Here is a 13,350-nt window from a genome sequence, read left to right as displayed (position 1 = left end):
CGCCCACGCCCGCCTCGTCAGCGCCACGCCGGCGACCGGCGCCACGGTGGCGGCCCCGCGCACCATCAGCCTCACCTTCAGCGAGCGCATGGCTCCGGCCTTCTCGGGATTTGACCTTGCCAACGCCCAGGGAACCGTCATTCCGGTTCAGGCCCGGGTCTCCAAGGACGGCAAGACCCTGAGCGGGTCTCCGCGCTCCGCCCTGGCCGCCGGCGCCTATACGGTCAACTGGCGCGTAGCCTCGCCCGACGGGCACCGCATGACGGGCTCCACCACCTTCATCGTGCGCTAAGCCATGCTGGAGGTCTCGGTCGTCTTTTTGAGGCTGGCGCAGTATCTGGGCGCCATGCTCCTGCTGGGCGTGCCCCTGTTCTTCGCCTTCAGGATGCCCACGTCGGACGCGGCCGTCGAAAGATGGCCGCGAAAGACGCTGCTGATTGCGGCGTTCGCGACCGCGATCGCCTCGCTCGCGGCTCTGGTCCTGCAAACCGCCGTCATGGCGGGATCGATGGCGGAAGCGCTGAAACCGGCGTCCCTTGCCTATATGGCGTTCGACATGGAGATCGGCCGCGCCTTTCTGGCGAGAGCGGTGGTCTCGGCTCTGGCTGGTGTCCTGCTTCTTGTGCTGCGGCCCAACCGGGCGAGCTGGATTGGCCTCGCGATCCTGGGCCTGGTGGTTTGCGCCAGTCTGGCCTGGACCGGCCACGGCGGCGCCACCGAGGGCGCTCCGGGCGTCATACACCTAGGGGCGGATGTCATCCACGCCGCCGCTGCGGCCATGTGGTTGGGGGCTCTCGCTGCGCTGGGCCTGTTCCTGACTATTCCTCATGGAGATCCGGAGCGGGACCGGCTGACCCATGACGCTCTGCACGGTTTCGCCGGCATGGGCACGCTCGCGGTCGGTCTTCTGGTCGCGACGGGTCTGGTGAACACCTGGTTCCTGGTCGGTCCCGATCGGTTGGGGGCGCTTCTGACGACGCCCTACGGCCTTCTGCTGACGGCGAAACTGGCGGTCTTCGTCGGCATGCTGGCCCTGGCGGCGTCCAATCGCTTCGTCCTGACGCCGTGCCTTCATCGCGCCCTGGAAGATGAGAGCCAGAAGTCGTCGGCGATCAGGGCGCTGCGACGCAGCCTGGTGCTGGAGACGCTCCTGGCGGTCATTCTTCTGGGGCTCGTCGCCGTGATGGGAACGCTCGCGCCGCCCGCCGCCATGATGATGTGACGTCATAGCGCACGACACGGTCTGCGTCGCCTTCAGGAGTCTCGGAGCGATGATGTCCTCCCCTTGCGTCGTCAGCGCAGGGGAGGGCGTTCGCTAGCCGAGCCTGACCCGTGTCTCGTTCAGGAAGGCGTAGTCCAGAAGGTAGAGGTTCTTGGGCGCAGGCCCCTTCCGGATACGTCCTGCGGTGTCGTAGTGGGAGCCGTGGCACGGGCAGAACCAGCCGCCGTAGTCGCCCGTCCCGAAGGTCGGAATACACCCGAGATGGGTGCAGACGCCGATCAGGATCAGCCATTCGGCCTTCCCCGGTTTGTGACGACTGGCGTCCGTCGCCGGGTCGCGCAGCGCAGCATGGTCATCCGCGACCGCCTCGGCGATTTCCTTGGGGGTCCGGTGACGGATGAACACCGGCTTTCCGCGCCATTTGACCACGATCTGCTGGCCGAGCTGGACCTTGCCGTAGTCGACCTCGACCGAGGAGAGGGCCAGGGTGTCGGCCGCCGGGTTCATGGAGTTGATCAGGGGCCAGAGCGCCATGCCGACGGCGCCGACGGCCATGGCTCCCGCAGCGACGTGGATGAAGTCCCGCCGTTCCGTGGGGGCCGGGGAGGAGAGAGCGGCCTTGTTGTCCGCAAGCGGCATTCAAGTTCCTCTCGAGATGAGACCCTGGGTTCCGAGGCGGCGTGACGAGGGGCGCAATTTTTTCATTGGAACTGATCCTGCCGGATCAACCTCGCGCCGGAAGGGCCGGTTCCCGACCTCCACCGCATGGGAGAGGTCGGGAATAGAGACCGTCTGAGCCGCGAAGGGGGCGGCGGCGCGTGTCAGGAAGCCGGTCGCGGCGCTCTGGTCGAGGAGTGATAGCTGACGATACGCCATTCGCCGTCGCGCTGTCTAAGGACGCTCGTGGCGACGCCGCGCCGTTCAACCGGGGCGCGACCGGCGGCTTTGAACGCGATCCGGAAGCGGTAGGTCTCCGTCGCATAGGCGACGTCGCCGACGACGGTCGCCTTCGCCACATGATCCTGGAAGGCGAAGCTGGAGAATTCGGCGAGCTCGGGGCCGAGGTGGTGGGACAGATACTGGGAGATGGTTCCCTCGACGCCGCCCTGTTCGAAGACCTGGGCGTCGGGCCAGAAGAAGGTTTCGGCGCGAGGCGCATCGAGCGTCTCGAGCGCGACGCGGTAGCCATCCAGCACGGCGACCACCTGGGCCTCTGCGTTCGATTGGGCCAGCGCGGGCGCCGTGATCATCGCGGGGGCGGCGAGGGCGGCGACGGCGATGATCATGGAACGATAGGTCAAAGGGGTTCTCCTTGGTCGTTGTGAACGAAACGTCCCGGTTCGGGCCGGGGCGTGGGGTTAGTTCGGGCGAAAAGCCGACGAATGATGCGCCGGCCGGGCCGCTCTACGGCCACATGGACGAAGGCGGCCACGGCGAGCGAGAGGGCCAGGAGCAGGGCGAGTTCCCAGGGGCTCATCCTGTAGTCGGAGGGCAGGCCGTGGAGCTTCTCTGCTGCGTTTCTCCAGACCATGAGCACCGGGATGTGGACCATGTAGAGGGCGAAGGAGGCTTCGCCGGCGAACAGCCAGGGGCGGGCGGAAAGGAAGGTCCTGGCGCCGGATTTTGCGAGCAGCGCAAGCGCCAGGAGGAAGGGGCCCGCGAACAGGACGATGAGGCGGTCGTCCAGGGGGTATTGCATGGCGACCAGGAGGAGGCCGGTGGAGCCGACCGCCAGGACGAGGGCGGCTCTTTGTGAAACGCGTATGCCCTGGCCGAGATAATAGAGCCCGATGCCGTAGAGGAATTCCGGGAGTATGCGCAGGACGCCCATGCTGCCCTCGGCGCGGGGCAGCACGGGGCCGAAGACTTCGCGATAGACCGCGTCGAGCACCACGAACAGGAGAGCGGCGAGGCCGATGATGAGCCAGGGACGGCGTCTCAACCTCAACGCGATCCAGGCGTAGGCCGGAAAAATCAGATAGGCGAACCATTCGGCCGAGAGCGACCAGGAGGGGCCGTTCCATTCGGCGTCCTGGTTGGGAAACCAGGCCTGGACCAGGAAGAGCGTCATCAGGAAGTCGGGAACGTTGAAGCGCCCGCCCTGCAGGGCGATCCCGATGAAATCTGCGGCCAAGACCATGGCCAGCATCGCCAGCAGGATGAAAAGGTGGGCCGGATAGATGCGCGCGAACCGCGCGACGATGAACGGCCCGAAGCGGGGAGCGGCCTCGCCCTGCAGGTAGACGTGCGTCAGGATGAAACCCGAGAGGATGAAGAAGACGTCCACGCCCAGGCGCGCCCGGTTCAACAGGCCCGAGGCCTCGGGCGGCAGGGTCCACGCCAGCTGATAATGGAACAGCACCACCCCGAGCGCCAGGAAAAAGCGAACGCTCGTCAATGGCTCGATGACAGGCGGAAACGGATGCCGTCCCGAGGGGGAAACAGGCGTCGACATGATTCAACCCTTTCCTGAGGATTTGATCCGCGCGTTCACGAAGGGGCCGCCGCCGGGGGCGGCTGGCGCTAGGCTTCCGATGACCATGCTTTCGCCCCTCCCGGCGAAGACCCGCTCTAATTCTCTTACGCACGGTCTGGCTTGTCCCCCTCGATTTGCGTCAAAGCGAGTTGGGCCGCTCCGTCTTGAGGGATGAGCGCCGGGTAATGCGTATCCCCAGTAACAACGTCGAAAGGCACCGATCATGGATGATCTCGGAATTTGGCTGGCGCGCGCCGCGCCCGGCGACGGCGTGTCGCTAGATCGGCTCGAGGAGGATGTCTGGAGCCGCGTGAAAGCGATCCAGGCGCAGCAGGCCACCGATCGGATTCGTTTGGCCGCCGTGGCCATGGCCCTTGTGATCGGCATCGCCAACGGCGGCCTCGGGGCGACATTCGCGCAGACGACCGCTTCGGAGATGGCGATCTTCTCGGTGGCGGCGACATCGCCGCTGGTGCGGCTGGAAGTAGGCTGATGGCGATCGCCTGGAAGTCCATCGCCGTGACGGTCGCGCTCGCCGCCGCGGCGAGCGGGGTCGCCGCATGGGCGGGCGCCAGCTGGGTCCTCAACAAGCAGGCGCCGCCTTCCTTGCACGAGATCGTCCACAAGGATCTCGATCTGTCGTCGGAACAGTTGGCCGAGATCGAGGACATCGAAACCCGGTTCGCCGGGCAGCGCGTCCAGCTGGAATCTCGCGTGCAGGCGGCCAATCGCGAGCTTGCCGAGGCCATCAGGGTCAGCAACGGCGACAGCCGGGCGGTTCAGCCGGCCGTCGACCACTTCCATGACGCCATGGGGGGGCTGCAGCAGGCGACGATCGCCCATATCTTCGAGATGCGGACAGTGATGAACGAAGCCCAGGCGCGTCGCTTCGACCGGAGCGTTGTCGCGGCGCTCACGGCTGACGACGCTCAGTAGCCTCCGTGCAGGAGCGCCAAACCCTGCAGACGAGAGCGGCCCACGGCGACGTCGTGGCGTTTGAAACGCTCGTGCGTGACACCAAGGCAGGTCTCTACAGGTTTGTCCGCCGCTATGTCGGCGACGCCGATGAAACCTATGATCTCGTGCAGGAGGCCTACGCCGCCGCCTGGCTGGCCATCCGCCGCTATGATCCGGAACGATCGTTCGAAGCCTGGCTGCGCACGATCGCCATCAACAAATGCCGGGATTGGAGCCGTCGTCGCAAAATCCGCCGGCTGTTCATGGGCGTGGCAGACCTCCAGTCGTCGGAGGCGCTCGCCGTACCGGACGAGCAGGCCGGCACGGAAGACAGATACGACGCCGCCGAACAGGCGCAACGTCTGCATGCCCTTATTGCCGCACTGCCGCCGAAGCTGAAGGAGCCGCTGCTGCTGACCGCCATCGAGGAGCGCAGTCACGCCGAGGTCGCGGAAATCCTGGGCCTCTCCGCCAAGGCCGTTGAGATGCGGGTCGCCCGGGCGCGCCAGAAGCTGGCGCAGCAACTGCGCGACGAAGCCTGATCAACTGGCGCCTTCGGAACCCAATCGGCGTCCCGGATTTGCAGTATCAGGCGTCCGAGGGGAGGGAGGCCTCGCGTGCGTATCCTATTGGAGAGCCAGGTTCGTTTCCCGAACGGACAGGCGGTGAGGACTGTGCAATGACGCTGGATCGTCGAAGGCTGCTGCGCGGCGCTGTTGTTGGCGGCGGCTTGTTGAGCTTGCAGGGCTTCTTGCCAGCCTGGGCGCAGACCGGATCTCCCGGTCTACGCGCGGATTATCCCACGCTGACGGGCGCTGATATCAATCTGACGGTTGGACAATCGCCGTTCACCGTCAACGGCAGGACGGCGACGGCGACGACGATCAATGGCCAGCTTCCGGCGCCGCTTCTGCGCCTTCGCGAAGGCCAAAACGTCCGCCTGGCGGTGTCGAACCAACTGGACGAAGAGACGTCGATCCACTGGCACGGCATCCTGTTGCCGTTCCAGATGGACGGCGTCCCCGGGATCAGCTTCCCCGGCATCAAGCCGCGCGAGACCTTCGTCTATGAGTTCCCGGTCCGGCAATCTGGGACCTTCTGGTATCACAGTCACTCGGGGCTTCAGGAAGCGCTCGGCCACTATGGACCGATCGTGATCGATCCGGCGGGCGCCGATCCGGTCGCCTATGACCGCGAGCACGTCCTGGTGCTTTCAGACTGGAGTTTCATGCATCCGCATGAGATTCTGGCGAAGCTCAAGAAGAGCCCCGGCTACTTCAATCGCCATCGGACGACGCTGGCGGGATTGTTCTCTGGCGCGGACGGCATGAGCCTCGCGGAGCGCCGGATGTGGGGAGCCATGCGCATGGATCCCCGCGACGTTCTCGACGTCAACGGCACCACCTACACCTATCTGATCAACGGCCACGGCCCGCAGGAGAACTGGACCGGCCTGTTCCGGCCCGGCGAGCGGGTGCGCCTACGCGTCATCAACGCCTCGGCCATGTCGATCTTCAACGTCCGCATTCCCGGTCTTGCCATGACCGTGGTCAACGCCGACGGGGAGAACGTGCGCCCGGTCGAGACCGACGAGTTCCAGATCTCGGTCGCCGAGACCTATGACGTCATCGTTCGTCCGACCGAGGACCGGGCCTACACCATCGTCTCCGAAGCCATCGACCGTTCGGGCATGGGCCGAGCGACCCTGGCCCCGCGTCTGGGCATGACGGCCGAGGTTCCGCCGCTGCGCGAGGTGCCGACCCTGACCATGAAGGACATGGGCATGGACATGGGCGGCATGGGCGGAATGGAAGGGATGGAGGGGATGGGCGCCGCGCCGATGGCCGGAATGGATCACAACGCCATGCCAGGGATGGATCACGGCGCCGCCGCCGCCGCTCCTGCAGGGGAGGCTATGGCCGGCATGGATCACGGATCCATGGGCGCCATGAACATGCGCGATCCCCAGAACGCGCCGCCCAATATGGCCGTGGGCGTAGGGGTCCAGACCATATCGCCGATGCCGGCGAACCGGATGGGCGAAAGGCCGCAGGGCCTGGAGAAGGTCGATCACCGGGTGCTGGTCTATACGGACCTCGTTTCGCTGACGCCCAACAAGGACAGGCGTGCGCCCAGCCGTTCGATGGAGATCCACCTGACCGGCAATATGGAGCGGTTCATGTGGGGCTTCGACGGGCGCAAGTTCAGCGAGCTGGTCGAACCCATCCGTTTTGAACGGAACGAGCGGGTGCGGGTGACCCTGGTCAACGACACCATGATGGCCCACCCGATCCATCTCCACGGGCACTTCTTCGAGCTCGTCACCGGCGGGCCGGACGGGCATCAGCCCCTGAAGCACACCGTCAATGTCGCGCCCGGCGGCAAGGTCAGTTTCGACCTCACGGCGGACAACCCCGGAGACTGGGCCTTCCACTGCCATCTCCTGATGCATATGCACGCCGGAATGTTCAACGTCGTCACCATTCGTCCGATGGAAGGAGAGGGGGCATGATCCGGTTCTCAGTTGCCGTGGTTCCTCTGATCCTGGCGGCGACGCCCGCCCTGGCCCAGACCCATGCCGGACACGGCGCGACCTCGCCGGCGCCGCGCCAGGCGCCGCCGACGACGCAAGGATGCGTCGCGCCGGGTTCAACGACGGCGACGACGGGAAACGCGGGAATGAGCCAATCTCCTGCTTCGGCCTGCCCCCCGGGAACCGTGCCCGCCCGAGCCGCGGGCGCCGCCCACGACATGTCGACCATGGGGCAGGCCCAGCCTGCGCCGGCGACGGCGGGGCATGACATGTCCACGATGCCGATGGGTGCGGCGCCGGCAGGGCAGGCGGACCCGCATGCGGGGCACGACATGTCGACCATGGGGCAGGCCCAGCCCGCGCCAGCGACTGCAGGACATGACATGTCCACGATGCCGATGGGTGCGGCGCCGGCAGGGCAGGCGGACCCGCATGCGGGGCATGACATGTCGACCATGGGGCAGGCCCAGCCCGCGCCGGCGACAGCGGGGCATGACATGTCCACGATGCCGATGGGGGCTCCGCCCTCGGGGCAGGGGGACCCTCACGCGGGGCACGACATGTCCGGCATGGCCGGCATGGCCATGCCGCCGGACGTTCCGACAGGCGCGGACAATCCGGGACGCCCGCCCCAGACGCCGCCGCCGGCCGGCGCGCTGTATGGTCCTCCCCATGTGGCGGACCAGATCTTCAGCGTCGAGGACATGAGGGCGGCGCGCAGGGTGCTGGTGGCGGAAAACGGCGACATTCGTGTCGGCGCGGTGATGATCGACCAGCTGGAAGCGACGTCCGTCGACGGCGAGCAGGGCTACGCCTGGGACGCCCAGGGCTGGTACGGCGGAGACATTCACCGCTTCTGGTGGAAGTCGGAAGGCGAGGGCGAGTTCGGGCGAGAACTCGAGGAGGCTGAACTCCAGGCGCTCTACAGCCGCGCCTTCACCCCCTATTTCGACTTCCAGACCGGCCTGCGGCAGACCTATCGGCCCGAGGGTGACCGGACTGACCTTGTCGTCGGGGTCCAGGGCCTGGCGCCCTACTGGTTTGAAGTCGACGCCGCGGCCTTCTTGTCCAACAAGGGCGAACTGACGGCGCGCGCCGAGGTCGAATATGATCAGAGGATCACCCAGAGGCTGATCCTTCAGCCTCGCGCGGAGGTGAACCTGTCGGCGGAGGACATCCCGGAGCTGGGGATCGGGTCAGGCCTGTCCACCCTGCAGGTCGGCGCCCGTCTGCGGTATGAGATCCGCCGAGAATTCGCACCCTATGTCGGGGTCGAATGGACCAGGAGCTTTGGCGACACGCGCGATTTCGCCGAAGCGCGAGGGCGAAGCGCCGAAGACACCCGAGTGGTGGTCGGCGTCAGGGCCTGGTTCTAGGCTTTAAGGAGAAGTTGATGAAGGTTTACATTGCAACGGCGCTGGCGGCTGCAGGCCTGTTGGCGGCTTGCCAGCCGGCGGCCGAACAGCCACCGCCCAAGGAGGCGGCCGCCGTCGTCGAGCCTGCCGCGACTGCAACAACCCCGACTGCCGCCTCGGCGGCGGAGACTGCCTCCGCTCTCGAGCCGACAGGCCCGGCCAGCGTCGTCGTTCAGCAAGCGGCTGAACCCGTAAAGGCTGCGCCTGCGCGCGAGCCAGGACATCCGTCCCTGGCCCCGAAAGTGAGCCCATCGCAACCCAAGCCCCAATCTGCGCCCATGCCGGGTCACGATATGCCTGGTCACGATATGTCGACCATGCGGGACCTGCCCAGCATGGATCATTCTCCGAACTAAGTCCGAACCAAGGAAGACAACCAAGATGCGTTATTTCATCCCCTTCACGATCGCCGCAGCCATGCTGGCTTCTGCCGGCGCCGCTTCCGCCCAGGTTGCTGACCCCCACGCGGGTCATGGCGGGATGGCTATGGCCGCGCCTTCGTCAGCCAGCGTGCTGACCTCGCCGGCTGACGGCTCGATGTCCTCGAGTGCGCCGACCGCCTTCAGCATCACCTTTCCTCACGCGATGACCTTGAAGTCCCTGACGCTGACGACAGACGGCGGTCGTCCGACGGCCGTTCCCGTCCAGGCCGCGGCCGGCACAAAGACGACGGTCGCCTTGCCTGCGCTTGGAAAGGGCAATCATGTTCTGGCCTGGTCGGCCGAGGGCGCCGACGGCCACGCCATGAGCGGCGTCGCCCGCTTCATGGTCCACTAGAAACTTCCCTGGCTCCGGTCGGTTCGGGCCCGTCATGGCCCGGCCGACTGGAGCTTCCAGAGCGATCTTGACTTGTTGATGCTCAAAGCGTGTAACCTGACCGTGTGATGTGGAACCTTCTCCGCACAGTTCTGCTCATCTTTGCCCTGGCCGGATTTTTCGGCCAGTCGACGGCCCATGCCATGCCGATCCAGCTGTTTCACAACGCCGGGGTCGGGGCGGAGGCGTTGGACTGCGCCGAGACCATGGACATGGCCGGCGACACGACCGGAAATCCCGGCGACTGCTGCAAGGACATGACGCCGGACTGCATGGCCAAGATGGGTTGCGCTGCCGTCGCCTCGCCGATTCCGCCGCTCGTTCTGGTCGCTCAGCCCATCACGCTAGGTGCGATCGCCTTTCTTCATTTGAACGTTTCGCGGCACGGGTCTGGACCCGATCCGCTTTATTCTCCCCCAGAACAGCTGGCCTGAACCTCTTCTCGATCTGACGTGGACGCCCCCGCGGCGGGCCTCGTCATTTCGGTGGATCGTCATGCCCCATGCGTCGCGCCGTTCATGGCCGATGCGCGCTGTTCATAGGAGAAATCATGCTCCCCCGTTTCCAATCGTCGGCCAGGGCGACCGTGCTCGGGCTCGCGGTCGCCGGTCTGCCGGGCGTCGCGGCTGAGGCCGCGCCCTTGACGTTCGAGGCCGCGCTGTCCCGCGCAGCCGAGAATGCGCCCGATCTTCGCGCCAGCGCTCTTGGCGTTGATGCGGCCCGTGCGGCCGTGGTCGCTGCCGGGCGCCTGCCCGATCCCAATCTCAAATTCGGACTGGACGGCTTTCCCGTGACCGGGCCCATGGCCGGCCGTTTCGGCGATGACGACTTCACCGCCCTGCGGGTGGGCGTCGAGCAGGAGCTGCCCAGCCGGGCGCGCCGTCGCGCCGAGCGTAGCGTGGCTGAGGCCGCCATCGGCGTAGCCGTCGCCGATGACGCCTCGACGTTGCGCGAGGTGCGGATCGCTACAGGCCGGGCCTGGATCGATCTCTATTATTCAGACCGCAAGCTGGCGGCCGTGGACGAGATCCTGGCGGCGCTGCAACCGCTCTGGGACGCCGCCCCTTCTGGGGTGGCGTCGGGCGCGGATCGCCCGGCCATGGCCCTGGCGCCGATTCAGTTGAAGGCGGCGCTGGACGATCGACGCAGCCGGCTGCTCGCCGAGAGGGAAGCCGCGCGCGCCGTGTTGACCCGATGGACCGGTGACCCGGCGCCGACCCCGGACGGCGCGCCGCCATTGGATGCGCCGGATCCGGCGGCCTTGCGCATGGGCCTTGAGGTCCTGCCCATGCTCAAGGCCTACGAGGCCGAAGATCGACGGGCCCAGGCCGAGCTCGACCTGGCCAGGGCCGGACGGCGTCCGGACTGGTCGGTCGAGGCCAGCTATCAGCGGCGCGACCCCGCGTTCGGCGACATGGTCTCGGTGGGCGCCAGCGTGCGTCTGCCGCTGTTTCAGGGGCAGCGCCAGGAGCCTTTGATCGCCGCGCGGTCGGCCGACGCGCGCAGGGTGGGAGCCGAGCGTGCGGCGGTGCGACGTCAGCTGGAGGCGGACCTGCAGCGGGATCTGGCCCAGCACGCCATGGATCACGATCAGTGGGCCCGGGCGCGCGACGTCATCCTGCCGGCTGTCATGCGGCAGTCTGACCTGGAGACCGCCGCCTATGCCGCCGGTCGGATCGGGATCGTTGAAATCGTCCAGGCCTTCACCGCCGTGGCCAACGCCCGGCTGGACGCGCTGGACAAGGAGGCGGCGGTGAGGCGTCACGCTGCCGAAATCACTCTGACCTATGGGAGCGACCGATGAGCGGGTTCAGCTACAATCGTCTCGGCGTCGCCCTGGGCGCTCTGGTGCTGGTAGGAATCGGCGTCGGCGCCGGGGTGGTGATTGGTCAGCGATCCGGCGACGCGGGCGTCCCTTCCGCTGACGGGGCAGGGGACCGCAAGGTCCTCTACTATTATGACCCGATGTATCCGGACCAAAAGTTCGACAAGCCGGGACCGTCGCCCTTCATGGACATGGCCTTGGTCGCCAAATACGCCGACGAGGGCGATACTGGCCCCTCGTCCAGCGGCGTGCGCATCGACCCGGCCCTGACCCAGAACCTTGGGGTTCGGTTCGCGACGGCGCGTGTGGGAACCCTCGGCGGCGATCTGAACGCTACGGCGGTGATCGACTACAATCAACGAGACGTGGCGATCGTACAGTCACGGGCCGACGGCTTCGTGCAGCGGGTCTATGGACGCGCGCCCGGCGATGTCGTCGCTGCCGGCGCGCCCTTGGTTGATTTGTTGGTCCCCAGCTGGGGCGGGGCCCAGACGGAGTATCTGGCGGTGCGGCGCACCGGCGACGCCGCGCTGACCCAGGCCGCGCGGCGTCGGCTGGTGTTGATGGGGATGTCCGACAGCCTGATCGCCTCGGTCGAACGCAGCGAGCGGCCACGCGACACGATCACCATCGCCAGCCCGACGGCCGGCGCCATCCGCACCCTGGCGGTCCGGTCCGGCATGAGCGTGACGCAGGGCGCCACCCTGGCCGAGATCAGCGGCCTGTCGACCGTCTGGCTCAACGCCGCCATCCCAGAGGCCCTCGCCGGGCAACTAAGGGTCGGACAGTCGGTCGAAGCGACCCTGTCGGCCTTTCCGTCCGAACGGTTCACCGGCCGCCTGAGCGCCCTATTGCCGGAGGTCTCGGGCGACAGCCGGACCTTCACGGGCCGCATCGAATTGGCGAACCGGGGCGGACGTCTGCGGCCGGGCATGTTCGGCCGGGTTGTTTTCGGCGGGGCGACGACGCCGGCGCTTCTGGTGCCGTCCGAGGCGGTCATCCGCACCGGGCAGCGCGACATCGTCATGCTGGCCTTGCCGGACGGCCGCTATCAGCCGGCCCAGGTCCGCATCGGACGCGAGAGCGACGGCCAGACGGAGATCCTGGCGGGCCTGCGCGCTGGCGAGAAGATCATCGCCTCCGGCCAGTACCTGATCGATTCCGAGGCCAGCCTGACGGGTGTCGAGGCGCGCCCCATCGACGGCGCCACGCTCCCGGCGGCTTCGGTCGCCGTGACGGCCAAGAAGGAGGTCGGTCAATGATCGCCGGCGTTATCAGAGCCTCCGTGAAGGCGCGGGTATTCGTGCTGATGGCGGCATTGGCCCTGCTGGTCGCAGGACTCTGGGCGGTCAGGAACACCTCGGTTGACGCCCTGCCGGACCTGTCGGACGTCCAGGTCATCATCCGCACCAGCTACCCCGGCCAGGCGCCGCAGATCGTCGAGAACCAGGTCACCTATCCCCTGGCGACCACCATGCTGTCGGTGCCGGGCGCCAAGACCGTGCGCGGCTACTCCTTCTTCGGCGACAGCTATGTCTATGTTCTGTTCGAGGATGGAACCGACCTCTACTGGGCCCGCTCGCGGGTGCTGGAATACCTCAGCCAGGTCCAGTCCAGGCTCCCCGACAGCGCTCGGCCTGCACTGGGGCCCGACGCCACCGGCGTCGGCTGGATCTATGAATACGCCCTGGTCGACCGGACGGGGCGTCACGATTTGGCGCAGTTGCGCAGCCTACAGGACTGGTTCCTGCGCTATGAGCTCAAGACCGTGCCGGGGGTGGCCGAGGTCGCGGCCATCGGCGGCATGGTGCGGCAGTATCAGGTCGTTCTGGACCCGATCAAACTGGCCGCCTACGGCATCATGCATCAGCAGGCGGTCGAGGCCGTCCAGCGCGCCAACAGCGAAGCGGGCGGCTCGGTGCTGGAACTGGCCGAGGCCGAATATATGGTCCGGGCCAACGGCTATCTGACCGATCTGGACGACTTCCGCGCCATACCGATCCGCACCGCAGCCGATGGCGTGCCCGTGACGCTGGGCGATGTAGCCACCATCCAGATCGGCCCGGAGATGCGACGCAGCATTGCTGAGCTGAACGGCGAGGGCGA

At 67.0% G+C, this 13,350-nt stretch carries 15 protein-coding genes; 12 read left to right on the top strand and 3 right to left on the bottom strand.

Annotated features, from left to right (window positions below; all coding sequences use genetic code 11):
- Together copC and copD are read left to right on the top strand one after the other, a co-directional pair.
- A partial coding sequence (gene copC, locus BDIM_RS07560; RefSeq protein ID WP_040345419.1) for a copper homeostasis periplasmic binding protein CopC occupies positions 1-292 on the top strand: 292 nt, incomplete at its 5' end.
- A gap of 3 nt (positions 293-295) precedes the next feature.
- Positions 296-1,222 carry a copper homeostasis membrane protein CopD gene (gene copD / locus BDIM_RS07555; RefSeq protein WP_003164976.1) on the top strand — a complete coding sequence of 309 codons (927 nt, stop codon included), beginning with the start codon at positions 296-298 and terminating at the stop codon, positions 1,220-1,222.
- Between the two features lie 93 nt (positions 1,223-1,315).
- Here the strand turns inward: copD and petA are convergent, their stop codons facing one another.
- The 3 genes from petA to BDIM_RS07540 all read right to left on the bottom strand — a co-directional run bounded on the left by petA (position 1,316) and on the right by BDIM_RS07540 (position 3,677).
- Positions 1,316-1,861, bottom strand: coding sequence for a ubiquinol-cytochrome c reductase iron-sulfur subunit (gene petA / locus BDIM_RS07550; RefSeq protein ID WP_040345418.1), 546 nt, complete (start codon positions 1,859-1,861; stop codon positions 1,316-1,318).
- 182 nt (positions 1,862-2,043) lie between these two features.
- Positions 2,044-2,508, bottom strand: a complete 465-nt coding sequence (locus tag BDIM_RS07545; RefSeq protein WP_040346703.1) for a YybH family protein — start codon at positions 2,506-2,508, stop codon at positions 2,044-2,046.
- Positions 2,509-2,519: 11 nt separating this feature from the next.
- Positions 2,520-3,677 (bottom strand): acyltransferase family protein, encoded by a 1,158-nt coding sequence (locus tag BDIM_RS07540; RefSeq protein ID WP_040345415.1) that lies wholly within the window; start codon positions 3,675-3,677, stop codon positions 2,520-2,522.
- A 244-nt stretch (positions 3,678-3,921) separates the two neighbouring features.
- On the opposite strand from BDIM_RS07540, the gene BDIM_RS07535 reads away from it, so the two are divergent.
- The 10 genes from BDIM_RS07535 to BDIM_RS07490 form a co-directional block, all read left to right on the top strand.
- Positions 3,922-4,191: a hypothetical protein gene (locus BDIM_RS07535; protein ID WP_003164974.1), complete on the top strand. Its 270-nt coding sequence runs from the start codon at positions 3,922-3,924 to the stop codon at positions 4,189-4,191.
- Positions 4,191-4,634 (top strand): periplasmic heavy metal sensor, encoded by a 444-nt coding sequence (locus tag BDIM_RS07530; protein WP_003164973.1) that lies wholly within the window; start codon positions 4,191-4,193, stop codon positions 4,632-4,634. Before BDIM_RS07535 ends, BDIM_RS07530 begins: the two co-directional genes overlap by 1 nt.
- A 5-nt stretch (positions 4,635-4,639) precedes the next feature.
- The gene (locus tag BDIM_RS07525; protein WP_003164972.1) at positions 4,640-5,197 is read left to right on the top strand and encodes an RNA polymerase sigma factor; all 558 of its coding nucleotides are present in this window, start codon (positions 4,640-4,642) and stop codon (positions 5,195-5,197) included.
- Positions 5,198-5,334: 137 nt separating this feature from the next.
- On the top strand, positions 5,335-7,167 hold the full coding sequence (locus BDIM_RS07520; RefSeq protein ID WP_003164971.1) for a copper resistance system multicopper oxidase: 1,833 nt from the start codon (positions 5,335-5,337) through the stop codon (positions 7,165-7,167).
- 581 nt (positions 7,168-7,748) lie between these two features.
- Positions 7,749-8,564, top strand: coding sequence for a copper resistance protein B (locus tag BDIM_RS17145; protein ID WP_248601208.1), 816 nt, complete (start codon positions 7,749-7,751; stop codon positions 8,562-8,564).
- 576 nt (positions 8,565-9,140) lie between these two features.
- Positions 9,141-9,380 (top strand): copper resistance protein CopC, encoded by a 240-nt coding sequence (locus tag BDIM_RS18430; protein ID WP_248601232.1) that lies wholly within the window; start codon positions 9,141-9,143, stop codon positions 9,378-9,380.
- Positions 9,381-9,487: 107 nt separating this feature from the next.
- A complete protein-coding gene (locus BDIM_RS07505; protein WP_003164969.1) occupies positions 9,488-9,853 on the top strand; it encodes a hypothetical protein in 366 nt (121 codons plus the stop codon).
- Between the two features lie 116 nt (positions 9,854-9,969).
- The gene (locus BDIM_RS07500; RefSeq protein WP_046652886.1) at positions 9,970-11,223 is read left to right on the top strand and encodes a TolC family protein; all 1,254 of its coding nucleotides are present in this window, start codon (positions 9,970-9,972) and stop codon (positions 11,221-11,223) included.
- Positions 11,220-12,506, top strand: coding sequence for an efflux RND transporter periplasmic adaptor subunit (locus tag BDIM_RS07495; RefSeq protein ID WP_003164967.1), 1,287 nt, complete (start codon positions 11,220-11,222; stop codon positions 12,504-12,506). The genes BDIM_RS07500 and BDIM_RS07495 overlap by 4 nt, the downstream gene beginning before the upstream one ends.
- A partial coding sequence (locus BDIM_RS07490; protein ID WP_040345412.1) for an efflux RND transporter permease subunit occupies positions 12,503-13,350 on the top strand: 848 nt, incomplete at its 3' end. The genes BDIM_RS07495 and BDIM_RS07490, both read left to right, overlap by 4 nt.

The sequence above is a fragment of the Brevundimonas diminuta ATCC 11568 genome, from assembly GCF_000204035.1.
Classification (GTDB): domain Bacteria; phylum Pseudomonadota; class Alphaproteobacteria; order Caulobacterales; family Caulobacteraceae; genus Brevundimonas; species Brevundimonas diminuta.
Note: the sequence above shows the minus strand (reverse complement) of the source record. Positions and strands in the feature narration are given on the sequence as shown.

Coding starts and splice junctions, on each gene's coding strand:
- copD (WP_003164976.1), top strand. CDS start 296: ATGCTGGAGGTCTCGGTCGTCTTTTTGAGGCTGGCGCAGTATCTGGGC.
- BDIM_RS17145 (WP_248601208.1), top strand. CDS start 7,749: ATGTCCGGCATGGCCGGCATGGCCATGCCGCCGGACGTTCCGACAGGC.
- BDIM_RS07530 (WP_003164973.1), top strand. CDS start 4,191: ATGGCGATCGCCTGGAAGTCCATCGCCGTGACGGTCGCGCTCGCCGCC.
- BDIM_RS07495 (WP_003164967.1), top strand. CDS start 11,220: ATGAGCGGGTTCAGCTACAATCGTCTCGGCGTCGCCCTGGGCGCTCTG.
- BDIM_RS07535 (WP_003164974.1), top strand. CDS start 3,922: ATGGATGATCTCGGAATTTGGCTGGCGCGCGCCGCGCCCGGCGACGGC.
- BDIM_RS18430 (WP_248601232.1), top strand. CDS start 9,141: ATGTCCTCGAGTGCGCCGACCGCCTTCAGCATCACCTTTCCTCACGCG.
- BDIM_RS07500 (WP_046652886.1), top strand. CDS start 9,970: ATGCTCCCCCGTTTCCAATCGTCGGCCAGGGCGACCGTGCTCGGGCTC.
- BDIM_RS07545 (WP_040346703.1), bottom strand. CDS start 2,508: ATGATCATCGCCGTCGCCGCCCTCGCCGCCCCCGCGATGATCACGGCG.
- BDIM_RS07520 (WP_003164971.1), top strand. CDS start 5,335: ATGACGCTGGATCGTCGAAGGCTGCTGCGCGGCGCTGTTGTTGGCGGC.
- BDIM_RS07540 (WP_040345415.1), bottom strand. CDS start 3,677: ATGTCGACGCCTGTTTCCCCCTCGGGACGGCATCCGTTTCCGCCTGTC.
- petA (WP_040345418.1), bottom strand. CDS start 1,861: ATGCCGCTTGCGGACAACAAGGCCGCTCTCTCCTCCCCGGCCCCCACG.
- BDIM_RS07505 (WP_003164969.1), top strand. CDS start 9,488: ATGTGGAACCTTCTCCGCACAGTTCTGCTCATCTTTGCCCTGGCCGGA.